Origin of the sequence: Paenibacillus polymyxa M1, from assembly GCF_000237325.1 — a bacterium.
Classification (GTDB): Bacteria; Bacillota; Bacilli; order Paenibacillales; family Paenibacillaceae; genus Paenibacillus; species Paenibacillus polymyxa_C.
The window spans coordinates 5,135,001-5,157,602 of record NC_017542.1 but is presented as its reverse complement, the minus strand read 5'-3'; the positions used below and the strand labels follow the sequence as shown (position 1 = coordinate 5,157,602).

Here is a 22,602-nt window from a genome sequence, read left to right as displayed (position 1 = left end):
ACTGAGGAAAGGAGGAACACAAAATGCCAAAAGTAGCACTATTTAATATTAGTGGCAGCCAAGTTGGCGAAATTGAATTGAACGATGCAGTGTTCGGTATCGAACCGAATAAACACGTTCTTCATGACGCTGTTGTTATGCAATTGGCTTCCCTGCGTCAAGGTACTCACAAAGTAAAAGGACGTTCTGAAGTACGTGGCGGCGGACGTAAACCTTGGAAACAAAAAGGTACTGGTCGCGCTCGTCAAGGTTCAATTCGTGCACCACAATGGGTTGGTGGCGGTACTGTATTCGGTCCGACTCCACGCAGCTATGCTTACAAATTGCCTAAAAAAGTTCGTCGTCTGGCGATCAAATCGGCACTGTCATCCAAAGTGATTGAGAATGAAATCATCGTATTGGACGCTCTTACACTGAACGGACCTAAAACGAAAGAATTCGCAGCCATTTTGAATAACCTTAAAGCTGATCGTAAAGCATTGATTGTAGCTCCTAGCTATGATGACAATGTAGCACTGTCCGCTCGTAATATTCCTGGTGTGAAGTTTGTAGCCGCAGACGGCATTAATGTTCTTGATGTGCTCGGACACGACAAACTGATCATTACGAAGGAAGCAGTTCAGAAGGTAGAGGAGGTGCTCGCGTAATGAAGGATCCTCGTGATATTATCAAACGTCCGATTATCACCGAACGTACGGCTGGTATGATGAATGACTTGAAATATGTTTTCGAAGTTGACATTCGTTCCAATAAAGTCGAAGTTAAAAAAGCAATCGAAGCGATTTTTAACGTGAAAGTAAGTAACGTTAATACACTTCGTGTGCCTGCGAAACCAAAACGCTACGGTCGTCATTCCGGCTATACGAGCGAGTGGAAGAAAGCGTTCGTAACGCTGAGCAAAGACAGTAAGCCGCTTGAGTTTTTTGAAACAGTATAATTGAATCTGTAAAGTAAGGAGGGAAACTCAGTGCCAATTAAAAAGTATAAACCGACGTCCCCGGCCAGACGTGCAATGTCTGTATCTACTTTCGAGGAGATCACAACAAATCAGCCCGAGAAATCGTTGCTGGCACCTCTGAGCAAGCAAGCTGGACGTAATAACCAAGGTAAAATTACAGTTCGTCATCATGGCGGCGGACACAAACGTAAATACCGTATTATTGACTTCAAACGTAACAAAGATGGAATACCGGGCCGCGTTGCTACGATCGAATATGATCCAAACCGTACGTCCAACATCGCACTTATCCACTATGTGGATGGTGAAAAACGTTACATCATCGCTCCTAAAGGTCTGAAAGTAGGAGATATAGTGGTATCCGGTCCGGACTCCGATATTAAAATCGGTAACTCCTTGCCATTGGAAAATATTCCAGTAGGTACGGTTATCCACAATATCGAATTGAAACCGGGTAAAGGTGGCCAACTTGTTCGTGCTGCTGGTACGGAAGCCCAACTTCTTGGTAAAGAAGAGAAGTATGTTACAATTCGTTTGACCTCTGGTGAAGTGCGTCGCATTCTGAAAGTTTGCCGTGCTACAATTGGATCTGTTGGTAACGAAGACCACGAACTTGTTAAAATCGGTAAAGCTGGTCGTAGTCGTTGGTTGGGACAACGTCCTGAAGTTCGCGGTGTTGTTATGAACCCTAACGATCACCCACACGGTGGTGGTGAAGGTCGCGCTCCAATCGGACGTAAATCTCCAATGTCTCCATGGGGTAAACCAACCCTTGGTTACAAGACACGTAAAAAAGGCAAAGCATCTGATAAGTACATCGTTCGTCGTCGTACTAAGTAATAAAACGTGCGCTTAAGTCGCACGTTAACATATTAAAGAACGACTACGTTTTAACGAAGGGAGGATTCACAAATGGGTCGCAGTCTCAAAAAAGGACCATTTATTGATGGTTACCTGTTGAAAAAAGTAGAGGTTTTGAACGAGTCTGACAAAAAAGTCGTGATCAAAACTTGGTCCCGTCGCTCTACGATTTTCCCGCAATTTATCGGACACACGTTTGGTGTATATGATGGTCGTAAACACGTGCCTGTATACGTAACGGAAGATATGGTTGGACACAAATTGGGCGAATTCGCTCCAACGCGTACGTACAAAGGCCATACGGATGACGATAAGAAAACAAGAAGATAATCAACACAGCGTAGTGTTTGAGAGGAGGTAACTCAATGGAAGCAAAAGCACATGCTAAATCCGTGCGGATTTCCGCTCGCAAAGTGAAACTTGTTATCGATTTGATTCGTGGCAAGCAGGTAGGTGAGGCGATTGCAATTCTTCGTCACACTCCGAAATCCGCTTCTCCAGTCGTTGAGAAATTGTTGAATTCTGCTATCGCGAACGCAGATCACAACTACTCTATGGACGTAAATAAATTGGTAGTGTCTGAGGTTTTTGTAAACCAAGGTCCTACAATGAAACGATTCCGCCCGCGTGCAATGGGTCGTGCAAGCCGCATCAATAAACGCACCAGTCATATTACTCTGGTGGTATCTGAAAAATAAGGAGGGAAAACGTGTGGGCCAAAAGGTAAATCCCGTCGGACTCCGAATCGGTATTATCCGTGATTGGGAATCCAAATGGTATGCAGGCAAAGATTTCGGTGATCTTTTGCTGGAAGACGTTAAGATTCGTGAGCATCTGAAGAAAAGATTGAAAGACTCCGCTGTATCCCGTGTTGAAATCGAGAGAGCAGCTAACCGTGTCAACGTAACGATTCACACTGCGAAACCAGGTATGGTTATCGGTAAGGGTGGTTCCGAAGTTGAAAATCTGCGTAATGAAATCACTAAAATCGCAGGCGGTAAAAAGGTACACATCAATATCTCTGAAATTAAAAATCCTGAACTGGATGCAATTCTTGTTGCTGAAAGCATTGCACAACAATTGGAACGTCGTGTTTCTTTCCGTCGTGCGTTGAAACAAGCAATTCAAAGAACTATGCGTTCCGGTGCAAAAGGAATTAAAACTCAAGTAGGCGGACGTCTTGGCGGTGCCGAAATCGCTCGTTCCGAAGGATACAGCGAAGGAACTGTTCCACTGCATACACTTCGTGCTGACATCGACTACGGTACAGCAGAAGCTCATACTACTTATGGCCGTCTTGGCGTAAAAGTATGGATCTATCGTGGAGAGGTTCTTCCTCCAGCTAAGAAACAAGCTCCTCAGGAAGGAGGCAACTAATCATGTTGGTACCTAAACGCGTAAAACATCGTAAACAACAACGTGGTCACATGAAGGGTCGTGCAAAAGGCGGTACTACACTGAACTTTGGTGAGTACGGTTTGCAAGCTACTGAACCAGCATGGATCACTAACCGTCAAATCGAAGCTGCTCGTATTGCGATGACTCGTTACATCAAACGTGGTGGTAAGGTTTGGATTAAAATTTTCCCTGACAAACCAATTACTCAAAAGCCTCTTGAGGTTCGTATGGGTAGTGGTAAAGGTAACGTAGAAAAATGGGTTGCAGTAGTGAAACCAGGTAAGATCATGTTTGAACTTGCTGGTGTACCGGAAGAGATTGCTCGTGAAGCAATGCGTCTTGCCGCTCACAAACTGCCAATCAAAACTAAGTTTGTGAAACGTGAAGAATTGGGTGGTGAAGCAAATGAAGGCTAGTGAATTCCGCAACCTTACCACTGCTGAAATCGAACAAAAGATCTCTGGTTTTAAAGAAGAACTTTTCAACCTTCGTTTTCAACTCGCTACCGGTCAGCTTGATAACCCGACTCGGATCGGTGCTGTGCGTAAGGAAATTGCTCGTGCTAAAACTGTGATCCGTGAAAGAGAACTTGGGATTAGCTAAGATATTAGACCGGGTGGAAATTCCGCCTGTAATTAGGAAGGAGGCCAACAATGAGCGAACGTAATGCCCGTAAAGTATTAGTCGGTAAAGTAGTCAGCGACAAAATGGATAAAACGATTGTGATTGCTGTAGAAACTTACAAAAAACATGATCTCTACCATAAACGCATTAAAGTGACTAAAAAATTCAAAGCTCATGATGAAAACAACACTGCACAAATCGGTGATACTGTTAAAATCATGGAAACTCGTCCTTTGTCCAAAGACAAAAACTGGAGACTGGTCGAAATCGTTGAAAAAGCTGTTATAATCTAATGTAGTGTAGTTTTTCCGAAAGGAGGATAAATAAATGATTCAACCATTTACACGTTTGACTGTGGCTGACAATTCCGGCGCGAAGGAACTGATGTGTATCCGTGTGCTCGGTGGTACGGGACGTCGTACAGCTCAAATTGGTGACCTGATCGTTTGTTCCGTAAAACAAGCAACACCAGGCGGCGTTGTCAAAAAGGGTGATGTAGTAAGAGCGGTTGTCGTTCGTACTAAACGTTCTATCCGCCGTAAAGACGGTTCCTACATCGGATTTGATGAGAACGCAGCAGTGGTCGTTAAAGAAGACAAGAGCCCACGCGGTACTCGTATTTTCGGACCAGTTGCTCGCGAACTTCGTGATAAAGACTTCATGAAAATCGTTTCCTTGGCTCCGGAAGTGATCTAAATTCACCTTAAAATGTGCCCGTAGGAGGTGTACGAAATGCCAAAAGTGAAAAAAGTTCTGGAATCCCATAACAACAAGCTGCACGTCAAAAAAGACGACACTGTTCTGGTGATTACAGGTAAAGATAAAGGTAAAAAAGGTCGCGTTATCGCTGCTTACCCTCGTCAAAACCGTGTGCTTGTGGAAGGTGTTAACATGATTAAGAAACACCAAAAGCCTAATCAGTTGAATCCACAAGGCGGCATCATCGAGAAAGAAGCTCCGATTCACGTTTCCAACGTTATGCACATTGATCCGAAGAGCGGAAAAGTAACTCGTGTGGGTTACAAGGTTTTGGACAACGGAAAAAAAGTGCGTATTGCAAAACGTTCAGGCGAAGTGATCGACTAATTATTTTTTGAAGAAAGGAGGACTATGATTCATGGCAACAACAAGAATGAAAGAACGTTTCTTGAAAGAAATCACTCCTGCTTTGATGCAGAAGTTCAACTATACAACAGTGATGCAAGTGCCTAAAATCGAGAAAGTTGTAATCAACATGGGTGTTGGCGACGCAGTCCAAAACTCCAAAGTACTTGATTCGGCTCTCAACGACATGCAGCTGATCGCTGGTCAAAAACCAGTTATCACTCGCGCAAAAAAATCTATTGCAGGTTTTAAATTGCGTGAAAACATGCCGATCGGTGTAAAGGTAACACTTCGTGGCGAGCGTATGTATTATTTCTTGGACAAATTGTTCAACATCACTCTCCCTCGCGTACGTGACTTCCATGGCGTATCAACAAAAGCTTTCGACGGACGTGGTAACTACACGCTTGGTTTGAAAGAACAGTTGATCTTCCCGGAAATCGAGTACGATCAAGTTGATAAAGTTCGTGGTATGGATATCGTTATCGTAACGACTGCCAAGACTGACGAAGAGTCCCGTGAGCTTCTGACTCAGCTGGGCATGCCTTTCGCGAAATAATGTTGGCATAACGTTTCGGGCGTCTGATTTAAAGACACCCTGTTCTCCGAAACTATTTAGGAGGTGTCAGGCTAAGTGGCAAAAACTTCAATGAAAGTCAAACAACAACGCGCACCAAAGTTTAAAGTTCGTGCTTATACTCGTTGCGAACGTTGTGGTCGTCCACATTCGGTGCTGCAAAAGTTTAAGATCTGCAGAATTTGCTTCCGTGAATTAGCTTATAAAGGCCAGATTCCTGGCGTGAAAAAAGCAAGCTGGTAAAAAGTCCTGTTTGGGAAGGAGGTTTATACACAATGACTATGTCTGATCCAATTGCAGATATGCTTACTCGTATTCGTAACGCGAACACTGTTCGCCACGAAACAGTAGAAATGCCTGCATCTACAATGAAAAAACAAATCGCCGACATCCTGAAACGTGAAGGATTCATTCGTGATGCGGAATTTGTTGAAGATAGCAAACAAGGGATCATCCGTATTTTCTTGAAATACGGTGCGAACAACGAGCGTGTTATCACAGGTTTGAAAAGAATCAGTAAACCAGGTCTTCGCGTTTACACGAAGAGCAATGAGATTCCACGCGTACTGGGTGGACTCGGGATCGCAATCATTTCAACATCCAAAGGTATCATGACCGACAAAGAAGCACGTCAGTCCAAAGCCGGCGGAGAAGTGGTTTGCTACGTTTGGTAATTTAACGTTTAAAAGATAGGAGGTGCAACAGATATGTCCCGTATTGGTCGTAAACCAATCACAGTACCAAGTGGTGTTGACGTGACTTTGAACAACACAGTGATCACAGTTAAAGGTCCTAAAGGAACATTGACTCGTGAGCTTCATAAAGACATGTCCGTTACTGTGGAAAATAATGAAATTAATGTAGTTCGTCCTTCGGACAACAAACTTCACCGCTCTTTGCATGGAACAACCCGCAGCGTTGTCAATAACATGGTAAGTGGTGTAACTGAAGGCTTTTCAAAATCTCTGGAGCTGGTTGGGGTCGGATATCGTGCAAGCAAATCCGGAGATAAAATCGTTCTGAACGTTGGATACTCTCATCCGGTTGAAATTTCACCGGAAGCGGGCATCGAATTCGAAGTTCCTTCGAACACTAAAATCATCGTTCGCGGAATTGATAAAGAGCGCGTAGGTGCCTATGCTGCTAAAATCCGTTCCGTTCGTGAACCTGAACCGTACAAAGGTAAAGGGATTAAATACGAAGGCGAGCGCATCATCCGTAAAGAAGGTAAAGCCGGTAAGAAGAAATAAGTTTCTTACCGACTTTTGTGCGGTCTTTCTACTGGAAAGACTTGTACTTCTTTTTTACCCAGTGCGTCTTAGTATAAAGTTTTAAAAGGCAAACTGAAGGGAGTGAAAACTTGAGATGATTACAAAACAAGATAAAAATAAAGCGCGTGTCAGAAGACATCTGCGTGTACGTAAGAAAATCGAAGGTACGGCTGTACGTCCTCGTTTGAACGTATTCCGCTCTTCCAAGCATATCTACGCACAACTGATTGATGATGTTGCTGGTGTAACATTGGTTTCTGCATCCACTATGGATAAAGAGCTGAGCAGCGAAATCAAAAACGGTGGTAGTGTAGAAGCAGCTCGTAAGGTTGGCGAACTCGTTGCTAAACGTGCGAAAGAAAAAGGCCATGCTAACATCGTATTTGATCGTGGTGGATACTTGTATCATGGACGGATTCAAGCTTTGGCTGATGCAGCTCGCGAAGCAGGCCTTGAATTCTAAGACATTTCTCAAAAGGAGGTTAACGACTTGCGTGTAGATCCGAATACTTTGGAACTGACTGAAAGAGTAGTAAATATTAATCGTGTAGCTAAAGTTGTCAAAGGCGGACGCCGTTTTAGCTTCAGTGCTCTGGTAGTAGTGGGCGACGGCAACGGCTGGGTAGGCGCTGGAATCGGTAAAGCGGGCGAAGTACCTGATGCGATTCGCAAAGGTATTGAAGATGCTAAGAAAAACCTGGTTCACGTTCCACTCGTAGGCACAACAATTCCTCACCTTGTTACAGGTAAGTTCGGTGCTGGCCGGGTTCTGTTGAAACCGGCATCGGAAGGTACTGGGGTTATCGCTGGTGGTCCAGTTCGTGCTGTTCTGGAACTTGCTGGTGTAGGTGATATCTTGACAAAATCTTTGGGTTCTTCGAATTCCATGAATATGGTCAATGCGACTTTGGAAGGTTTGTCCCGCTTGAAACGCGCTGAAGATGTTGCTAAATTGCGCGGCAAATCCATCGAAGAGCTGCTGGGCTAAGGAGGGAATATCATGGCGAAATTAGAAATTACCCTCGTTCGTTCGTTGATCGGCCGTCCTGGTACTCAGAGAACGACTGTTAAAACGCTCGGCTTGCGTAAAATCAACCATAAAGTAGTTCAACCCGACAATGCAGCGATTCGCGGGATGATTAATCAAGTTAGCCATTTGGTTTCTGTTAAAGAAATCGAGGCTTAAGAAATAAAGTATTTTAACAATAATCAAGGAGGTGCAACGAACGATGAAGTTACATGAGCTTTCCCCAGCTCCAGGCTCCCGCAAAGAACGTAAGCGTTTGGGTCGTGGTCCTAGTAGCGGTACGGGTAAAACTTCTGGTCGTGGTCATAAGGGTCAAAACGCTCGTTCCGGCGGTGGTGTACGTCCGGGCTTCGAGGGTGGTCAAAACCCACTGTATCGTCGCTTGCCTAAACGCGGTTTCGTAAATCCTACTCGTAAAGAGTATGCGGTTTTGAATATCGAAGATTTGAACAGTTTTGCAGCGGGTACAGAAGTAAGCCCTGAGTTTTTGCTGAACAATGGTATTGTGAAGAACGCGAAATCCGGAATTAAAATTCTGGGTAACGGTGAAATCACTGTGAAATTGACAGTTAAAGCGAACAAGTTCTCTCAATCTGCGGTAGAGAAAATTGAAGCTGCCGGCGGTAAAACCGAGGTGATCTAATGTTCAAGACCCTGAAAAATATATGGCGGGTTGAGGATCTTAGAACCCGAATCCTGTTTACCCTGTTTATACTCTTTGTATATCGTATTGGCTCCTTCGTGCCGGTTCCCGGTGTGAATAAGCAAGTCTTTACTTCTCAGGATCAGGCAGGAAGCGAGTTGTTTGGACTCCTTAACACCTTCTCAGGGGGCGCATTGTATCAGTTTTCGATCTTCGCCCTCGGGATTATGCCATATATTACAGCGTCCATCATTGTACAGTTGCTGTCAATGGACGTGATTCCGAAACTTGCGGAATGGGCTAAACAAGGAGAGCATGGTAAAAAGAAATTGGCTCAAATTACACGGTATGGTACTGTAATACTAGGCTTAATCCAAGCATTCGGAACGTCGATTGGTTTCAATCGACTGTACGGTGCAGCGATGATTCCAGGTGCTACTTTTGCTGATTATCTGGTTATTGCCATTGTGCTTACAGCAGGGACTACGTTCCTTATGTGGCTTGGTGAGCAAATTACCGAAAAGGGAATTGGTAATGGTATCTCTATTGTAATCTTCGCAGGGATCGCGGCAGGTATTCCAAGACATATTCGGACGATTGTAGAATCTCAGTTTATTCAAGCAGATCAGCTGTTTATGAATATCCTGAAGGCAATTATCATTGCCTTGGTGGTTGTTCTGATTATTGTGGGTGTTATCTACATCCAACAAGGTATTCGGAAAATTCCAGTACAATACGCTAAACGTGTAGTTGGCAACAAGATGTACGGTGGCCAGAATACGCATATTCCGATGAAAATAAATGCGGCAGGCGTTATTCCGGTAATCTTTGCGGTATCATTGCTGCAATTCCCGACAATTATTGCGAGTTTCTGGGCAGATCATGCTTGGGCTAAGTGGATTACCACTTACTTGTATTATGACAAGCCGCTGGGCATGGTTTTGTATGTCGTAATGATTATCGGTTTCACATTCTTCTATACCTTTGTACAGATGAATCCGCAGCAAATGGCCGACAACATGAAGAAAAACGGCGGTTATATCCCGGGTATTCGCCCAGGTAAAGCTACGGAGAAATACTTGACACGAGTAATGTCACGTTTGACAATGACAGGAGCTTTGTTCCTGGCAGTCATATCCGTTTTGCCGGTATTCTTCGGTTCGCTTTCGGGCTTGCCTCGTTCCGTGCAAATTGGCGGTACTTCATTGCTCATCATTATTGGTGTAGCATTGGATACGATGAAGCAAATCGAAAGCCAACTGATCAAACGCCATTACAAAGGCTTCATCAACAAATAGGCAATAGGTACCGGCATAGGATGTTCGCATGCTTACCGGCACCTTTTGTGCTGTTTCTTGTGTAGGGGTCGTCTTGAGGAGTGACAGATTGTGAATATTTTGATCATGGGCCCTCCGGGGGCTGGTAAAGGTACACAAGCAGATGTCATTGTGAAGGAGTTCGGCATTCCTCATATCTCGACAGGTGATGCGTTTCGCCTAGCGATGAAACAGGGAACACCTATTGGCATTAAAGCCAAAGAGTATATTGACAAGGGTGAACTTGTTCCGGATGATGTAACAATCGGTATCGTTGAAGAACGACTACAGCAGCCGGATTGCAAGAAAGGTTTCTTGCTAGACGGTTTTCCAAGAACTTTAGCTCAAGCTGAAGCCTTGGATCAAATTTTGGGTCGTTTGAACACGAAGCTGGATGATGTCATCAACCTGAAAGTGGATCGTGACAACTTGTTGGCACGAATCACAGGACGGCGAGTTTGTAAAAGCTGCGGAGCTAGCTATCATATTGTCTTTAATCCTCCTAAGGTTGAAGGCATTTGCGATAAAGACGGTGGTGAACTCTATCAGCGTCCTGACGATAACGAAGATAGCGTAAGAACACGACTTGACGAATATAGTAATAAAACAGCACCACTCCTCACGTTTTATGAGAACCAGAATCTTCTGCGTCATATTGACGGAGAACAGGATATTGATGTGGTTTCCCAAAATATCGTGTCCTTGTTGCGGGGTTAGCTGTAATGATCATTTGCAAGTCGGGGACGGAATCAAGCTTTATGAGGAAAGCTAGGAAAATGAATTCGGCAACGAATCATTTCTTAGCAGGACACATCGAGCCCGGTATTACGACCGGTGAACTTGATCATTTAGCTGATCGGTATATTCGCAGTCAGGGAGCTGTGCCGTCTTTTAAAGGTTATAACGGTTTTCCTGCTAGCATTTGCGCTTCAGTCAACGAACAACTGGTGCACGGATTTCCCGGCAAACGCAAGTTAAACAAAGGCGATGTCCTTACAAAAACTCGCCAGTTTACAATGTCGCATGCCATTCGGCAATATATTGAGAATCCAAACCGTGGTATTTCCGAGCAGGGACCGAGGCTGAAAACCGGCATTGTGCTGGCTATTGAATCAATGATTCCAATAGGTACTCACCTTGTAGGGACGCTAGAAGACAACTGGACGGTCGTTACGATGAACGTAATCTCTTGTGCTCCTTATGAGCAATTGGTGACGGACGAAGCGGACGACATGGACATTTTCACGAAACTGAGTGCGTAGGTGATTGGAATGAATCAGCAAGGAAACCTGCAAATCGGTCAGCTGGTGAAGATTCTGAAAGGCAGAGGTGCCGGACAGATTGCGGTTGTCGTTTCAATAGCAGATAGCAGGTTTGTGTATATTGCGGATGGGGATAAACGAAAGTTTGATCAAGCGAAGAAGAAAAATGTTCTTCATTTGGTGCCTCAGCCAAAGATTAGTAGCGAGATTGTAAATAGTTTAAACGAAAGCGGTCGGGTGACGAACGGAAAACTGCGGCATGCAGTGAAAACTTTCCTGGACTCGTCCGAATACCAAGCTGAAGAGAAAGGAGACTGACTTTGGCCAAAGAAGATGTCATTGAGGTTGAAGGTACGGTAATCGAGCCACTGCCGAACGCTACGTTCAAGGTAGAGCTGGAGAACGGTCATCAAATTCTTGCTCATGTTTCCGGAAAGCTGCGGATGCACTTTATCCGTATTTTGACAGGCGACAAGGTGGTTGTACAGTTATCGCCTTACGATTTAACCAAAGGCCGTATAACGTACCGCAAGTAATTCATGCAGGTTTTTATTAAACGTATGTCATTTAAAAAAACTTGTTTTGCTCGGCAAAACGATGTGAATGTTCACGAAGCGAGTTTTACCAGGGTAAAGCTTGGAGGAGGTAATCAACATGAAGGTAAGACCTTCTGTAAAACCTATTTGCGAGAAATGCAAAGTCATTCGCCGCAAAGGGAATGTAATGGTTATTTGCGAAAATCCGAAACACAAACAAAAACAAGGTTAATAGAAGGGGGTGTAGCGTAAAATGGCTCGTATAGCTGGTGTGGATTTGCCACGTGACAAACGCGTTGAGATCGCCTTGACTTACATTTTCGGAATCGGTAAGACGACTTCTCAGAAAATTTTGAAGGAAACAGGCATCAGTGCAAACACGCGTGTTCGTGATTTGACTGAAGATGAAGTGAGCAAATTACGTGAAACGATCGACAAAGAAGTTAAAGTAGAAGGCGATCTGCGTCGTGAAATTTCCTTGAATATTAAACGTCTGACTGAGATTGGCTGCTACCGTGGTGTTCGTCACCGTCGTGGATTGCCTGTTCGCGGACAACGTACTAAAACTAATGCTCGTACCCGTAAAGGTCCTCGTCGGACTGTAGCGAACAAGAAGAAATAAGAAGGGAGGATAACATTCAATGGCTAAACCGAAAAAAGTTGTACGCACAAAACGCCGTGACCGTAAAAATATTGAGAGTGGCGTGGCACACATCCGTTCCACGTTTAACAACACGATCGTTACGATCACAGATCCACACGGTAACGCAATCTCTTGGGCCAGCTCAGGCGGCATGGGATTCCGTGGTTCCCGTAAATCTACTCCATTCGCAGCGCAAATGGCCGCAGAAACTGCTGCTAAAGCTGCTATGGAACACGGCATGAAGACAGTCGAAGTCATGGTTAAAGGACCTGGTGCAGGTCGCGAAGCAGCAATTCGCTCTTTGCAAGCTGCTGGTCTGGAAGTTAACCTGATCAAAGACGTAACTCCGGTACCTCATAACGGATGCCGTCCTCCAAAACGTCGTCGCGTCTAATGAGATTTCTCCTCTGCGTGTAGTATAGATCCGGCACAAACTGCCAAGAATGGATGTTTAGGTATACTGCATGATAGACTATGGATAAGGTGAATGTTTCATATAGGAGCGACGTTTTGAAGGAGGGATATTGCAGTGATAGAAATCGAAAAGCCGAAAATTGAGACGGTTGACGTCAATGATGATGGCACCTATGGAAAATTCGTAGTAGAACCGCTGGAACGCGGATACGGTACGACGCTTGGGAACTCGCTTCGCCGTATTCTGTTATCCTCGTTACCGGGGGCAGCAGTCACATCGGTTCAGATCGATGGGGTTCTGCACGAGTTTGCAACGGTTCCCGGTGTGAAGGAAGACGTAACGGAGATCATTCTGAACTTGAAAGCTTTATCGCTTAAAATCCACTCAGATGAAGAGAAAGTACTCGAAATCGATGCGGAAGGCGAAGGAGTTGTAACGGCAGGTGATATCCGTGCGGATAGTGATGTGGAAATTCTTAATCCGGATCTTCACATTGCAACGCTCGGACCGGGTTCGAGACTTCACATGCGTATTTTTGCCAATCGCGGTCGCGGTTACGTTAAGCAGGATCGGAATAAACGTGATGACCAGCCGATCGGCGTCATTCCCGTCGACTCCATCTACACTCCGATTGCACGCGTGAACTACGGCGTAGAAAATACGCGTGTCGGCCAGGTTACGAATTATGACAAGCTGACACTTGAGGTTTGGACTGACGGAACTATTCGTCCTGAAGAAGCTGTGAGCCTTGGAGCCAAAATTTTGACCGAGCATGTGATGCTATTCGTGGGTCTCACGGATGAAGCAAAAGATGCAGAAATTATGGTCGAAAAAGAAGAAGACAAAAAAGAAAAAGTTCTTGAAATGACGATCGAAGAGCTGGATCTCTCCGTCCGTTCCTATAACTGCCTTAAGCGCGCTGGTATCAATACGGTACAAGAACTCACGACTAAATCTGAAGAAGATATGATGAAGGTCCGTAACTTGGGTCGCAAATCTTTGGAAGAAGTACAAGAGAAGCTCGAGGAACTTGGTTTAGGACTTCGTACGGAAGAATAGCACAGCAACGTTTTTGTGAAGGAGGGGAAACTACATGGCATACCAAAAATTGGGCCGTAATTCTAGTGCCCGTAAAGCTTTGTTTCGTGATTTGGTAACCGATCTGTTCTTGTATGAGCGTATCCAAACTACTGAGGCTAAAGCGAAAGAAGTTCGTTCTATTGCTGAAAAACTGATCACCAAAGCGAAAAAAGGAGATCTGCACGCACGTCGTCAAGTGGCTGCGTTCGTTCGCCGTGAAACTTTGGATGGTGAGCAGGATGCAATCCAAAAGCTGTTTAGCGAATTGGCTACACGTTACAATGAGCGTCCAGGTGGATACACTCGTATCCTGAAACTGGGACCTCGTCGTGGCGACGCCGCTCCAATGGTATATCTGGAATTGGTTGACCGCGCGTAAACAGGCGAAGATGAGGGAAGGGTGGACAGAATCGGCTTGATTCTGAACAACCCTTTTTTTCTCTTGGAGGAGTCCTTGAGGGGCTTCTCCTTTGTTATGTTCGGTTATTTCCTGTAAGGCCAGAGAATACCCCTACAAAGGTGTGAGAAGCATGCGGAACTTGTGCATGAAGGTGAACTATGATGGAACCCACTATGATGGCTTTCAGACGCAGCCTAGTGGCAACACTATTCAGGACTGCCTTGAAAATGCTATATACTCATTGACGGGCGAACGTCTGAAAATTACGGGCTCAGGACGGACAGATGCAGGTGTGCATGCATACGGGCAGGTATTCAATTTTCATACTGAATCGCCGATTCCGATACATCGCTGGTGTCTGGCACTTAATGCCTGGCTGCCTCGTGATATCATCGTTACGGATGCGAGAGAGGTGCCACTGTCCTTTCATGCACGCCGCATGGCGAAGCGGAAGACGTATCGGTACAGTATTAATGCGAACCGGTTTCCAGACATCTTTCACCGTCGTACACAGGCCCATCATCCAACGAATCTGGATGTAAGAGCGATGGAAAAGGGGTTGGCTCATTTAGTGGGCACCTTTGACTATACTTCGTTCGCATCTCGACGTTCCCAAAAGACGAACCATGTTCGCACTATTTACGAAGCCTATATAACGGTAGACCATTCCTTTTCGCGTCCTGGGTCGGATGATCAGGGAATTATTCATACGTATATTACAGGTAGCGGATTTTTGCAGCACATGGTTCGGATTATAATGGGGACTTTGCTGGAAGTGGGAGAAGGCAAAAAATCGCCGGATGATATTCCTTCCATTTTGGAAGCAAAAAACCGTTCAAAGGCCGGACCTACTGCCGTTGGACACGCTTTAACGCTCTGGAATGTAGAGTACGAAGAAAACATCAAAAAACATTGATTTTTCCCTTGCAGAATTGATGGTTATCCTGTAATATAAAAGTTGTGTTTTCTTAATGGCTTTCCCACAGCCCCAATTAAGATAATCACTTTATAGCAACATCTAATCCATCAATAATGCAGCAACTTAACGAACGAAGATAAATGATGATTTCTGTTAACGAACTTAAGGAGGATACTTTTCATGCGTACTACGTATATGGCGAAGCCAAATGAAGTTGAGCGCAACTGGCACATCATTGATGCCGAAGGCAAAACGCTCGGCCGTCTGGCAAGCGAAGCGGCTGCGTTGATTCGCGGCAAACACAAGCCACAGTTTACACCACATGTGGACACAGGTGATTTTGTTGTTGTAATCAATGCGGAGAAAATCGTATTGACCGGTAAAAAAATGGAGAACAAGAAATACTATCGTCACTCCCTGCACCCAGGTGGTCTGAAAGTAACAGTTGCACAAGATATGGTTAAGAACAAACCTGAACGTATGTTGGAATTGGCTGTTCACGGTATGCTTCCTAAAACTCGTCAAGGCGACAAAATGAAGCTGAGACTTAAAGCTTACAGAGGTACAGAGCATCCACATGCAGCACAAAAACCTGAAGTTTACGAACTTCGCGGATAATTAAAAGGGAGGACAGTTTCATGGCACAAGTACAATACTATGGGACAGGTCGTCGTAAACATTCGGTAGCTCGTGTTCGTCTCGTACCGGGTGAAGGACGCATTGTCATCAATAAGCGTGATATTAATGAATATTTCGGTTTGGAAACTCTCAAACTGATCGTAAAACAACCACTGAATCTGACAGAAACACTTGGCAGCTATGACGTACTCGTTATCGCTCATGGTGGTGGTATCTCTGGTCAAGCAGGCGCAATCCGTCACGGTATTTCCCGTGCTCTGTTGAAAGCAGACCCAGAATTCCGTCCAGCTTTGAAAAAAGCAGGATTCTTGACTCGTGACCCACGTATGAAAGAACGTAAAAAGTACGGTCTCAAAGCCGCTCGTCGTGCACCACAGTTCTCGAAACGTTAATATTTCGAATACAGAAGAACCTTTTCCTTATGGAAAGGGTTCTTTTTTATTTAGATTATTTGCTGCTCATTAACCACATGTGGATAAATGGATCTACACTAGAGTTTTATTGCTTCATCTGCTCTGCGATACATAAATAAGCGCATATACTGTCTGGAATACGTAAGTTATCCACGATGTTACTAAAGTAGGTATAGTTATGCACAAATATAGTTTGCTATTTTAACACGGTTTATCCTGTAATGTTCACAACCTGTGACTAATTAAAAAGATCAGAGAATTTTTTTGTTTTCCCAATTTGATAAAAGCTTATATATCTTCTGGTTGAGCAATGGCTATTCTATCCTGTGTAGCTGTTTTGGTGACGTCCAGGATACAGCAAGGGATACATCGTTTAGCTTATGCGTACTAGCTGTAGAGCAATCTCTAGCCTACTACTGCCCATCTCCTCGGCTACCGTATTGCAGCGATGATGAGGAGTTTTTCTAACCATTGAGAACGAGCCTATAATAGGGCTCCAGTTACGTTAAGGGCTTATTTGTGCCCCAATGTATTAATTCCTCTTCAAGGGCTGCTGTGAGCGCTATAGGAGTGGATAGAGGCTTATTAGCGATTTGGGTGCCATTTCTTTTTAATATTCCTTAATAAAAGTACGATTAGTGTCAGAGCTGGTTTACCTTGAGTTGATGCCGGCCACGTACGCTTCATCTTTGAATGAAAATGAAAATAAGATGTTCGATCCCTAAATATATCTCCTCGTACAAATTCAAGGATAATCATGGATCTATGGAACGACGCTTTTATCCTCAGCTATTTTCATCTGATCATAATAATCAAATCTAGTCAGGAATATGATGGCAACCGCGTAGCGGATATGTCTTTGGCACTGGTGGAGTAGAGAAAGCATCTTCATTGACCTAAAATATTTACGTTCAGGCATACCCTCTGCTATAAATAGTTACTTTTAGTTATGAAGCAACCTAAGGACAATTTTCAAACGTATGATATAAGAATATTTTATATAAAGCCAATGAACTTGATTGGATATGCAGGAGAGCGTTAAAGAATGCTGACAGAACAACGTTCCTTCATCATGTGAGAGAATAAATGTTTACAGTATGACGATTTTGTTTGGATTGACAATGGATATGAAAGTTTTATACTGTACTTAATCTTATTAGTTTAGTCGGCTTTGGAGCATCACTTATTTATGAATCTTCATATGGAGGCGCATTGATAATGAATTTATTGGAGAAAGAAGCGTTGATTAGAGTCAAGGCAAGTGAACTGGAAGAGGCTACGCCTGAAGAAATTATCAAGTATGCAGTTCATACATTTCCCAACCTTACCTTTGCTTGTAGCTTCGGAGCAGAAGATGTAGTACTAGTAGATATGCTTCAAAGAATTAGCCCTTCTACCGATATTTTTTATTTAGATACCGACTTTCATTTTCAAGAAACTTACGATACGCGAGATCAGATGAAAGCTAGATACAATTTGGATTTTGTTAGAGTTTCTCCCTTAATGACTCCAGAAGAGCAAGCTGCGGAGCATGGAGAGGAGCTGTGGAAATCAAATCCTAATGCATGCTGTAGTATCCGCAAGGTTGAGCCGCTGACACGCATTCTGTCTCAATACGATGCATGGATTACCGGTATCCGTCGCGATCAGGCTCCTACGCGTGCGAATGCAAAGAAGGTAGAGTATGATGAAAAGTTTGGCCTCGTTAAATTTAACCCCTTGGCGAGCTGGACTTCCGAGGATGTATGGAACTATATTCGCACTCATGAAGTATTGTATAATCCATTGCATGACCGCAATTATCCTAGTATTGGCTGTGAGCAATGCACGCGTGAAGTCCTGCCAGGTGAAGACCCACGTGCTGGTCGTTGGTCAGGGAATGAGAAAACGGAGTGTGGGCTCCATCAATAAAATGGTATATAGGTAGCGCTGAGACTTTATTTATGCTATAGAAAGGAAGTGCATTATGACTGCGATTCTTCCGCATGGCGGAACGCTCGTTGACAGAAATATTAGAGGACCGGAGCAAGAAGCACTCTTGCAGGCTGCAGGTGAATTGTTTCCTATCCCTGTAAACCCATGGACGATTTCTGATCTGGATTTGATTGGAGTAGGGGCCTTCTCTCCATTGACGGGATTTATGAATGAGTCGGATTATCGTTCGGTGGTAACGGATATGCGTCTTGCGGATGGTACAGTCTGGAGTATTCCCATTACTCTTGCAGTAGTAGAAACCATAGCCAGTGAACTGAAACTAGGTCAACAGGTGGCTTTGGTGGGGGAAACAGATGGTATCATCTATGCTGTACTTGATATCGAGAGTATTTATCAGGTTGACCAGGCAGAGGAAGCCAGATGTGTATTCAAGACGGATGACCCGGCCCATCCTGGCGTAAACAAATTGTTAGATCGACCTGCTACCTATGTAGGTGGAACGGTGCAAGTGCTGAATCGACCAGAACCTACACAATTTAGCGAATTTTATTACACGCCAGCACAGACACGTAGCCTTTTTGCTGAAAAGGGATGGAAGACAGTGGTCGGTTTTCAAACACGAAATCCGGTACACCGGGCACATGAGTACATCCAAAAAAGCGCGATGGAAATTGTGGATGCTTTATTTCTAAATCCGCTCGTTGGAGAGACCAAGTCAGATGACGTTCCAGCAAATGTGCGTATGAAGAGCTATCTGGTGTTGCTGGACAACTATTATCCGGCTGATCGAGCCTTACTGGGGGTCTTTCCTGCCGCCATGCGATACGCTGGTCCTAGAGAGGCCATTTTCCATGCTATTGTGCGAAAGAACTTTGGTTGCACCCATTTTATTGTCGGAAGAGATCATGCCGGTGTAGGGGATTATTACGGTACCTATGAAGCGCAGGAAATTTTCAAGCACTTTACACCTGAAGAGCTGGGGATTACCCCGTTGTTTTTTGAACACAGCTTTTACTGCACCCAATGTGGAAATATGGCCTCAAGCAAAACATGCCCACATCCTAAGGAGCACCATTTGACGCTCTCCGGCACCAAAGTGAGGGAATTGTTGCGCTCCGGGGTTTGTCCGCCACCTGAATTTACACGACCTGAGGTCGCTCAAGTGCTGATTGAAGGTATGAAAGAATATGTTCATGCCTGAGTTGTACTAACTACACGCCTCGTCCCATATAGATTATTAGTATCTGTATAGGACGGAGGCGTTTTGTTATGCAAAAAAACAATCGTAAAAAAGAGGTCACACTGTGGATTCGCTATCGGACGCTGCAAAAAGTGCTGTTAGGCTGTTGTCTCGCTGTTCTATTTATCATGCTGACATTGTATGAGATACCTGCTTCGAGAGCGTGGATTCATTGGAGTCTACCGCTTACTGGTAAGGTAATTGCTATAGATGCCGGACACGGAGGGCCTGATGGAGGAGCGGTTAGCAAAGAGGGGGTCATTGAAAAGGATATTAATTTGGCGATCGCTTTTTATTTGCGGGATTATTTGCAGCAAGCAGGAGCTGTTGTCGTCATGACACGTGAGGATGATCGTGATCTGGCGCAGCAAGAAACAAAAGGCTACTCCAGAAGAAAAACGGAGGATTTAAAGCAACGGGTACGTATGATTGAGGAGCAGAAAGCGGACCTCTTTTTAAGTATTCATATGAACAGTATTCCGTCGAGCCGTTGGAGTGGAGCCCAGACCTTTTTCGTACCTAATCATGCAGATAACGAGAATTTGGCGTCCTTAATTCAGGAAGAAATCAAGCGCAACTTGGAAAATACGGACAGAGTGGCTAAGACCGTAAACACGGTCTATTTATTAAAGGCACTCAAAATGCCGGCAGCTCTTGTAGAAGTCGGATTCTTGTCCCATCCAGAGGAAGCCAGACGACTCAGTGACGAGAACTATCAAAGACAAGTGGCTGCATCCATATATAAAGGGATTTTGCGTTACAGTGCCGGGGAAAAGGGAACCTCATCAGCACCTGAAGTCAGATAGTGGTATACTGTAAGTGTTTACCACTACGTAAATCAATAAAGCAGAGGTGCTGATTATTCATGCAATCGAGAGAGCAAGTTATAGAGCTACTTCAGCAAGTGCGAGAGCCTCAAACGGGACGCCGTTTGGTTGATCTCCATTTTATTCGGGATGTGGTTGTTAAAGAGGATCGGGTATCATTGACTGCTATTGCCCTGGATAGCCAGGAAGAGACGCGGACAGAACTGGATCGGGAAATCCGGCAGACGTTAGAAAAGGCAGGATTAAGTCACGTCCATATTCGTATTCGTGAGGCATCTGAGTCTGAAAAGTCAGCTATTCAAAATGGAGAGGATACCGAGGAGGTAGCTGATCCGGTATTGACCAAAGGACATGCTGTCGGTATGGAAGAACATGAGCTACTTAACCCAGCATCTGGCGTACGATTTATTGCCATTGCAAGCGGAAAAGGTGGTGTCGGGAAATCGACAGTAGCTGTGAATTTGGCTGCAGCTCTAGCCAGACAGGGTAAGCGAGTGGGATTAATTGATGCTGATATCTATGGATTCAGTGTGCCGGATATGATCGGGGTAGAGGATGTACCTTCTGTCGAAGATGGTATCATTCAGCCAGTGGAACGATTTGGTATCAAGATCATGTCCATGGGCTTCTTTGTTAGAGAAAACAATCCGGTTATTTGGAGAGGTCCCATGCTGGGAAGAATGCTTAGACAGTTTTTTAGTGATGTCGAATGGGGCAAGCTGGATTATATGATACTTGATTTACCGCCAGGTACTGGTGATGTAGCGCTTGACGTACATCAAATGATCCCGCAGAGTGAAGAAATCATTGTCACTACTCCGCATGCGACGGCAGCTTTTGTAGCTGCACGTGCAGGGGCAATGGCCCTTCAAACGGATCATAAGGTCATAGGCGTGGTGGAGAACATGTCCTATTATGTGTCCTCCACGGGAGAAAAAGACTATGTTTTTGGACGGGGAGGCGGGGCGATGTTGGCAGATACACTTCATACGAAACTTTTGGCGCAAATTCCGCTGGGTATCCCAGATAATCATCCGTCAGAAGCTGATTTTTCTCCATCAGTATATAAATCGGAGTCGGCGACAGGAGCTATTTATGATGATATAGCCGCCCAAATTACGAGGTTGCACATGGAATCTAAATAATAAAAAAGGCTGGTTGTTGAACCAGCCTTTTTTTTACTGACCTCCTCCTTGCCCTCCTTCACTACCGCCTTGTTCTCCTTCACCTCCACCACCATCTTGTTTTTGATCCCCAGAGCCACCTTGCTCTCCGCCTTTTTTCTCAACCTTAGGTTGAAGTTCTTCTTGAACGACAGTTTTGAGTAAATTCATGACCTCAAGCCGAAAAATCGGATTCTGCATAGCATCATGCATGACTGTCATAGATTGTTTGCGATATTCGGGAGTTTTAGTTAAGTCCATGTACATCTTGGTTAGTTCAGGCGATTTTAGCATCGCTTCAATTGATTTTTGGTAAGAAGGGTCTTTTATAAGCTGCATATGAAGCTGTTTGCTTTGACTGTTGATGGCTTTGGCAAATTCTCCGGCAAAACGCGGATCAGTCATAATTTTTTCGATTTCTTTTTTATATTCAGGTGAGATTAAAGTATCTTTTACTGCGATTTTCATCTGTTCAGCGGATTGCGTGGGCATAAGCATTTTCATTCCCATGCTGCCCCCAGCTCCACCTCCACCACCACTTTGACCGGATTGTCCCTCTTTTTCCCCGGTTAAAGCTTCTTCTACGGCTTTTTTTCCATCATCACTTTTCAAGATATCGACAACCATCGTTTTCATCTCTTTATAACTGGTCTGGGGAGGTGCAGAACCCTGATCCGAGCCGCAGCCGCTCAGTGCAACGCCCAGCACGCATACCATGCTAACAAATCGCAAACGAGTCCAATTCATGGCCGTATTCCTCCTTTATCATGAATGTGGATAGTATGCGGATGATTGGGGAGAAATATGTCGAGTTATTTTTGGTTTTTAGCTGAGAACGATGTAAAATAACTCCTTAAAGACCCAGAGCTTGATCGCGAACCTCTTTACCTTTTACTGTACCCTGTTGAAGCAGTTCGGATACAGTCACGAATTCATAGCCTTGTGCCCGCAACTTGTCGATAATGATGGGCAACGCTTCATGAGTTTGTTTGCAAGAATCACTGGCATGAAGAAGGACGATATCACCGGGATGAGCTTTATTTACAACACGGTCGATGATGACCTGCGTACCAGGGTTTTTCCAGTCCAGGGAGTCAGTATCCCATTGAATGGTTTTGTAGCCTAAAGTGCTGGCAACTTGAAGTACCCTTTTGTCAAAGTCACCATTAGGCATGCGGATTAACTTCGGGGATTGTCCAGTCAGCTCGGTTAATGTGGTATGAGCCGTTGAAATCTGTTTACGAATCTCTTCATCGCTTAAGCTGCTATAATTTTCGTGTTTATGGCCATGACTGCCAATCTCAAATCCGCCTTCTTTAATTTGATTCACGAGTTCTGGATGTGTTTTGCT

38 protein-coding genes (1 of these 38 cut by a window edge) are annotated in these 22,602 nt (G+C 44.5%); 36 read left to right on the top strand and 2 right to left on the bottom strand.

Annotated elements, in window-relative coordinates; translation table 11 throughout:
• The first annotated feature begins 23 nt into the window (after positions 1-23).
• From rplD to PPM_RS23110, 36 genes are all read left to right on the top strand, one after another.
• The gene (rplD, locus tag PPM_RS23285; RefSeq protein ID WP_013312160.1) at positions 24-647 is read left to right on the top strand and encodes a 50S ribosomal protein L4; all 624 of its coding nucleotides are present in this window, start codon (positions 24-26) and stop codon (positions 645-647) included.
• Positions 647-937 carry a 50S ribosomal protein L23 gene (rplW, locus tag PPM_RS23280; RefSeq protein ID WP_013373266.1) on the top strand — a complete coding sequence of 97 codons (291 nt, stop codon included), beginning with the start codon at positions 647-649 and terminating at the stop codon, positions 935-937. The genes rplD and rplW overlap by 1 nt, the downstream gene beginning before the upstream one ends.
• 30 nt (positions 938-967) lie before the next feature.
• On the top strand, positions 968-1,798 hold the full coding sequence (rplB, locus tag PPM_RS23275; RefSeq protein ID WP_013373265.1) for a 50S ribosomal protein L2: 831 nt from the start codon (positions 968-970) through the stop codon (positions 1,796-1,798).
• Between the two features lie 72 nt (positions 1,799-1,870).
• On the top strand, positions 1,871-2,149 hold the full coding sequence (rpsS, locus tag PPM_RS23270) for a 30S ribosomal protein S19 (RefSeq protein WP_007432579.1): 279 nt from the start codon (positions 1,871-1,873) through the stop codon (positions 2,147-2,149).
• Positions 2,150-2,184: 35 nt separating this feature from the next.
• Positions 2,185-2,517 carry a 50S ribosomal protein L22 gene (gene rplV / locus PPM_RS23265; protein WP_007432578.1) on the top strand — a complete coding sequence of 111 codons (333 nt, stop codon included), beginning with the start codon at positions 2,185-2,187 and terminating at the stop codon, positions 2,515-2,517.
• Between the two features lie 13 nt (positions 2,518-2,530).
• Positions 2,531-3,196 (top strand): 30S ribosomal protein S3, encoded by a 666-nt coding sequence (gene rpsC / locus PPM_RS23260; protein WP_007432577.1) that lies wholly within the window; start codon positions 2,531-2,533, stop codon positions 3,194-3,196.
• Positions 3,197-3,198: 2 nt separating this feature from the next.
• On the top strand, positions 3,199-3,633 hold the full coding sequence (gene rplP, locus PPM_RS23255; protein ID WP_007432576.1) for a 50S ribosomal protein L16: 435 nt from the start codon (positions 3,199-3,201) through the stop codon (positions 3,631-3,633).
• Positions 3,623-3,820 (top strand): 50S ribosomal protein L29, encoded by a 198-nt coding sequence (gene rpmC, locus PPM_RS23250; RefSeq protein WP_007432575.1) that lies wholly within the window; start codon positions 3,623-3,625, stop codon positions 3,818-3,820. Before rplP ends, rpmC begins: the two co-directional genes overlap by 11 nt.
• Before the next feature lie 50 nt (positions 3,821-3,870).
• A complete protein-coding gene (gene rpsQ / locus PPM_RS23245; RefSeq protein ID WP_007432574.1) occupies positions 3,871-4,134 on the top strand; it encodes a 30S ribosomal protein S17 in 264 nt (87 codons plus the stop codon).
• A gap of 34 nt (positions 4,135-4,168) precedes the next feature.
• Complete coding sequence (rplN, locus tag PPM_RS23240) at positions 4,169-4,537, top strand: 50S ribosomal protein L14 (RefSeq protein WP_007432573.1); 369 nt, start codon at positions 4,169-4,171, stop codon at positions 4,535-4,537.
• Positions 4,538-4,573: 36 nt separating this feature from the next.
• A complete protein-coding gene (gene rplX, locus PPM_RS23235) occupies positions 4,574-4,927 on the top strand; it encodes a 50S ribosomal protein L24 (RefSeq protein ID WP_013312155.1) in 354 nt (117 codons plus the stop codon).
• Positions 4,928-4,958: 31 nt separating this feature from the next.
• Positions 4,959-5,504: a 50S ribosomal protein L5 gene (rplE, locus tag PPM_RS23230; RefSeq protein WP_007432571.1), complete on the top strand. Its 546-nt coding sequence runs from the start codon at positions 4,959-4,961 to the stop codon at positions 5,502-5,504.
• Between the two features lie 75 nt (positions 5,505-5,579).
• A complete protein-coding gene (locus tag PPM_RS23225; protein ID WP_010348808.1) occupies positions 5,580-5,765 on the top strand; it encodes a type Z 30S ribosomal protein S14 in 186 nt (61 codons plus the stop codon).
• A 32-nt stretch (positions 5,766-5,797) separates the two neighbouring features.
• A complete protein-coding gene (rpsH, locus tag PPM_RS23220; RefSeq protein ID WP_007432570.1) occupies positions 5,798-6,196 on the top strand; it encodes a 30S ribosomal protein S8 in 399 nt (132 codons plus the stop codon).
• 33 nt (positions 6,197-6,229) lie between these two features.
• Entirely contained in the window at positions 6,230-6,772 is a 543-nt protein-coding gene (rplF, locus tag PPM_RS23215) for a 50S ribosomal protein L6 (protein ID WP_013373263.1), read from the top strand.
• A gap of 115 nt (positions 6,773-6,887) precedes the next feature.
• Positions 6,888-7,256, top strand: a complete 369-nt coding sequence (rplR, locus tag PPM_RS23210; RefSeq protein ID WP_007432568.1) for a 50S ribosomal protein L18 — start codon at positions 6,888-6,890, stop codon at positions 7,254-7,256.
• Between the two features lie 27 nt (positions 7,257-7,283).
• Positions 7,284-7,781 carry a 30S ribosomal protein S5 gene (gene rpsE / locus PPM_RS23205; RefSeq protein WP_013373261.1) on the top strand — a complete coding sequence of 166 codons (498 nt, stop codon included), beginning with the start codon at positions 7,284-7,286 and terminating at the stop codon, positions 7,779-7,781.
• A gap of 12 nt (positions 7,782-7,793) precedes the next feature.
• Positions 7,794-7,979, top strand: a complete 186-nt coding sequence (gene rpmD, locus PPM_RS23200) for a 50S ribosomal protein L30 (RefSeq protein ID WP_013373260.1) — start codon at positions 7,794-7,796, stop codon at positions 7,977-7,979.
• 43 nt (positions 7,980-8,022) lie between these two features.
• Entirely contained in the window at positions 8,023-8,463 is a 441-nt protein-coding gene (gene rplO / locus PPM_RS23195; RefSeq protein WP_013312149.1) for a 50S ribosomal protein L15, read from the top strand.
• Positions 8,463-9,761 (top strand): preprotein translocase subunit SecY, encoded by a 1,299-nt coding sequence (gene secY, locus PPM_RS23190; RefSeq protein WP_013373259.1) that lies wholly within the window; start codon positions 8,463-8,465, stop codon positions 9,759-9,761. The genes rplO and secY overlap by 1 nt, the downstream gene beginning before the upstream one ends.
• A gap of 90 nt (positions 9,762-9,851) precedes the next feature.
• A complete protein-coding gene (locus tag PPM_RS23185) occupies positions 9,852-10,496 on the top strand; it encodes an adenylate kinase (protein WP_013373258.1) in 645 nt (214 codons plus the stop codon).
• Positions 10,497-10,501: 5 nt separating this feature from the next.
• On the top strand, positions 10,502-11,041 hold the full coding sequence (locus PPM_RS23180) for a M24 family metallopeptidase (protein ID WP_016324745.1): 540 nt from the start codon (positions 10,502-10,504) through the stop codon (positions 11,039-11,041).
• Positions 11,042-11,050: 9 nt separating this feature from the next.
• Complete coding sequence (locus tag PPM_RS23175; protein WP_013373256.1) at positions 11,051-11,359, top strand: KOW domain-containing RNA-binding protein; 309 nt, start codon at positions 11,051-11,053, stop codon at positions 11,357-11,359.
• A 2-nt stretch (positions 11,360-11,361) separates the two neighbouring features.
• On the top strand, positions 11,362-11,577 hold the full coding sequence (gene infA, locus PPM_RS23170) for a translation initiation factor IF-1 (protein ID WP_006212898.1): 216 nt from the start codon (positions 11,362-11,364) through the stop codon (positions 11,575-11,577).
• Positions 11,578-11,695: 118 nt separating this feature from the next.
• Positions 11,696-11,809, top strand: coding sequence for a 50S ribosomal protein L36 (rpmJ, locus tag PPM_RS23165; protein WP_003333770.1), 114 nt, complete (start codon positions 11,696-11,698; stop codon positions 11,807-11,809).
• 21 nt (positions 11,810-11,830) lie between these two features.
• Complete coding sequence (gene rpsM / locus PPM_RS23160; protein WP_007432560.1) at positions 11,831-12,199, top strand: 30S ribosomal protein S13; 369 nt, start codon at positions 11,831-11,833, stop codon at positions 12,197-12,199.
• Between the two features lie 19 nt (positions 12,200-12,218).
• The gene (gene rpsK / locus PPM_RS23155) at positions 12,219-12,614 is read left to right on the top strand and encodes a 30S ribosomal protein S11 (RefSeq protein ID WP_007432559.1); all 396 of its coding nucleotides are present in this window, start codon (positions 12,219-12,221) and stop codon (positions 12,612-12,614) included.
• A 135-nt stretch (positions 12,615-12,749) separates the two neighbouring features.
• Positions 12,750-13,694, top strand: a complete 945-nt coding sequence (locus PPM_RS23150) for a DNA-directed RNA polymerase subunit alpha (protein ID WP_013373254.1) — start codon at positions 12,750-12,752, stop codon at positions 13,692-13,694.
• A 34-nt stretch (positions 13,695-13,728) separates the two neighbouring features.
• Complete coding sequence (gene rplQ, locus PPM_RS23145) at positions 13,729-14,094, top strand: 50S ribosomal protein L17 (protein WP_013373253.1); 366 nt, start codon at positions 13,729-13,731, stop codon at positions 14,092-14,094.
• A 151-nt stretch (positions 14,095-14,245) separates the two neighbouring features.
• Positions 14,246-15,031 carry a tRNA pseudouridine(38-40) synthase TruA gene (gene truA, locus PPM_RS23140; RefSeq protein WP_013373252.1) on the top strand — a complete coding sequence of 262 codons (786 nt, stop codon included), beginning with the start codon at positions 14,246-14,248 and terminating at the stop codon, positions 15,029-15,031.
• Between the two features lie 183 nt (positions 15,032-15,214).
• On the top strand, positions 15,215-15,652 hold the full coding sequence (gene rplM, locus PPM_RS23135; RefSeq protein ID WP_013373251.1) for a 50S ribosomal protein L13: 438 nt from the start codon (positions 15,215-15,217) through the stop codon (positions 15,650-15,652).
• A gap of 20 nt (positions 15,653-15,672) precedes the next feature.
• A complete protein-coding gene (gene rpsI / locus PPM_RS23130) occupies positions 15,673-16,065 on the top strand; it encodes a 30S ribosomal protein S9 (protein WP_013373250.1) in 393 nt (130 codons plus the stop codon).
• Between the two features lie 1,239 nt (positions 16,066-17,304).
• The gene (locus PPM_RS23125; RefSeq protein WP_013373248.1) at positions 17,305-17,997 is read left to right on the top strand and encodes a phosphoadenylyl-sulfate reductase; all 693 of its coding nucleotides are present in this window, start codon (positions 17,305-17,307) and stop codon (positions 17,995-17,997) included.
• Positions 17,998-18,052: 55 nt separating this feature from the next.
• The gene (sat, locus tag PPM_RS23120; RefSeq protein WP_013373247.1) at positions 18,053-19,222 is read left to right on the top strand and encodes a sulfate adenylyltransferase; all 1,170 of its coding nucleotides are present in this window, start codon (positions 18,053-18,055) and stop codon (positions 19,220-19,222) included.
• A gap of 68 nt (positions 19,223-19,290) precedes the next feature.
• Positions 19,291-20,067 carry an N-acetylmuramoyl-L-alanine amidase CwlD gene (cwlD, locus tag PPM_RS23115; RefSeq protein ID WP_013373246.1) on the top strand — a complete coding sequence of 259 codons (777 nt, stop codon included), beginning with the start codon at positions 19,291-19,293 and terminating at the stop codon, positions 20,065-20,067.
• Positions 20,068-20,126: 59 nt separating this feature from the next.
• Positions 20,127-21,233 carry an Mrp/NBP35 family ATP-binding protein gene (locus PPM_RS23110; protein WP_013373245.1) on the top strand — a complete coding sequence of 369 codons (1,107 nt, stop codon included), beginning with the start codon at positions 20,127-20,129 and terminating at the stop codon, positions 21,231-21,233.
• Between the two features lie 33 nt (positions 21,234-21,266).
• Here PPM_RS23110 and gerD read toward each other — a convergent pair whose 3' ends face one another.
• On the bottom strand, positions 21,267-21,998 hold the full coding sequence (gerD, locus tag PPM_RS23105) for a spore germination lipoprotein GerD (protein WP_013373244.1): 732 nt from the start codon (positions 21,996-21,998) through the stop codon (positions 21,267-21,269).
• A 106-nt stretch (positions 21,999-22,104) separates the two neighbouring features.
• A protein-coding gene (pdaB, locus tag PPM_RS23100) for a polysaccharide deacetylase family sporulation protein PdaB (RefSeq protein ID WP_013373243.1) crosses the window boundary here: on the bottom strand, positions 22,105-22,602 show its 3' portion. The gene runs 282 nt beyond the window's last position; the window shows 498 of its 780 coding nt (coding positions 283-780); its start codon lies off the right edge, out of view; it ends in the stop codon at positions 22,105-22,107.

Coding starts and splice junctions, on each gene's coding strand:
- rplD (WP_013312160.1), top strand. CDS start 24: ATGCCAAAAGTAGCACTATTTAATATTAGTGGCAGCCAAGTTGGCGAA.
- rplW (WP_013373266.1), top strand. CDS start 647: ATGAAGGATCCTCGTGATATTATCAAACGTCCGATTATCACCGAACGT.
- rpsS (WP_007432579.1), top strand. CDS start 1,871: ATGGGTCGCAGTCTCAAAAAAGGACCATTTATTGATGGTTACCTGTTG.
- rplV (WP_007432578.1), top strand. CDS start 2,185: ATGGAAGCAAAAGCACATGCTAAATCCGTGCGGATTTCCGCTCGCAAA.
- rplP (WP_007432576.1), top strand. CDS start 3,199: ATGTTGGTACCTAAACGCGTAAAACATCGTAAACAACAACGTGGTCAC.
- rpmC (WP_007432575.1), top strand. CDS start 3,623: ATGAAGGCTAGTGAATTCCGCAACCTTACCACTGCTGAAATCGAACAA.
- rpsQ (WP_007432574.1), top strand. CDS start 3,871: ATGAGCGAACGTAATGCCCGTAAAGTATTAGTCGGTAAAGTAGTCAGC.
- rplN (WP_007432573.1), top strand. CDS start 4,169: ATGATTCAACCATTTACACGTTTGACTGTGGCTGACAATTCCGGCGCG.
- rplX (WP_013312155.1), top strand. CDS start 4,574: ATGCCAAAAGTGAAAAAAGTTCTGGAATCCCATAACAACAAGCTGCAC.
- rplE (WP_007432571.1), top strand. CDS start 4,959: ATGGCAACAACAAGAATGAAAGAACGTTTCTTGAAAGAAATCACTCCT.
- rpsH (WP_007432570.1), top strand. CDS start 5,798: ATGACTATGTCTGATCCAATTGCAGATATGCTTACTCGTATTCGTAAC.
- rplF (WP_013373263.1), top strand. CDS start 6,230: ATGTCCCGTATTGGTCGTAAACCAATCACAGTACCAAGTGGTGTTGAC.
- rplR (WP_007432568.1), top strand. CDS start 6,888: ATGATTACAAAACAAGATAAAAATAAAGCGCGTGTCAGAAGACATCTG.
- rpmD (WP_013373260.1), top strand. CDS start 7,794: ATGGCGAAATTAGAAATTACCCTCGTTCGTTCGTTGATCGGCCGTCCT.
- rplO (WP_013312149.1), top strand. CDS start 8,023: ATGAAGTTACATGAGCTTTCCCCAGCTCCAGGCTCCCGCAAAGAACGT.
- secY (WP_013373259.1), top strand. CDS start 8,463: ATGTTCAAGACCCTGAAAAATATATGGCGGGTTGAGGATCTTAGAACC.
- PPM_RS23180 (WP_016324745.1), top strand. CDS start 10,502: ATGATCATTTGCAAGTCGGGGACGGAATCAAGCTTTATGAGGAAAGCT.
- PPM_RS23175 (WP_013373256.1), top strand. CDS start 11,051: ATGAATCAGCAAGGAAACCTGCAAATCGGTCAGCTGGTGAAGATTCTG.
- rpmJ (WP_003333770.1), top strand. CDS start 11,696: ATGAAGGTAAGACCTTCTGTAAAACCTATTTGCGAGAAATGCAAAGTC.
- rpsM (WP_007432560.1), top strand. CDS start 11,831: ATGGCTCGTATAGCTGGTGTGGATTTGCCACGTGACAAACGCGTTGAG.
- rpsK (WP_007432559.1), top strand. CDS start 12,219: ATGGCTAAACCGAAAAAAGTTGTACGCACAAAACGCCGTGACCGTAAA.
- rplQ (WP_013373253.1), top strand. CDS start 13,729: ATGGCATACCAAAAATTGGGCCGTAATTCTAGTGCCCGTAAAGCTTTG.
- truA (WP_013373252.1), top strand. CDS start 14,246: ATGCGGAACTTGTGCATGAAGGTGAACTATGATGGAACCCACTATGAT.
- rplM (WP_013373251.1), top strand. CDS start 15,215: ATGCGTACTACGTATATGGCGAAGCCAAATGAAGTTGAGCGCAACTGG.
- rpsI (WP_013373250.1), top strand. CDS start 15,673: ATGGCACAAGTACAATACTATGGGACAGGTCGTCGTAAACATTCGGTA.
- PPM_RS23125 (WP_013373248.1), top strand. CDS start 17,305: ATGAATTTATTGGAGAAAGAAGCGTTGATTAGAGTCAAGGCAAGTGAA.
- sat (WP_013373247.1), top strand. CDS start 18,053: ATGACTGCGATTCTTCCGCATGGCGGAACGCTCGTTGACAGAAATATT.
- cwlD (WP_013373246.1), top strand. CDS start 19,291: ATGCAAAAAAACAATCGTAAAAAAGAGGTCACACTGTGGATTCGCTAT.
- PPM_RS23110 (WP_013373245.1), top strand. CDS start 20,127: ATGCAATCGAGAGAGCAAGTTATAGAGCTACTTCAGCAAGTGCGAGAG.
- gerD (WP_013373244.1), bottom strand. CDS start 21,998: ATGAATTGGACTCGTTTGCGATTTGTTAGCATGGTATGCGTGCTGGGC.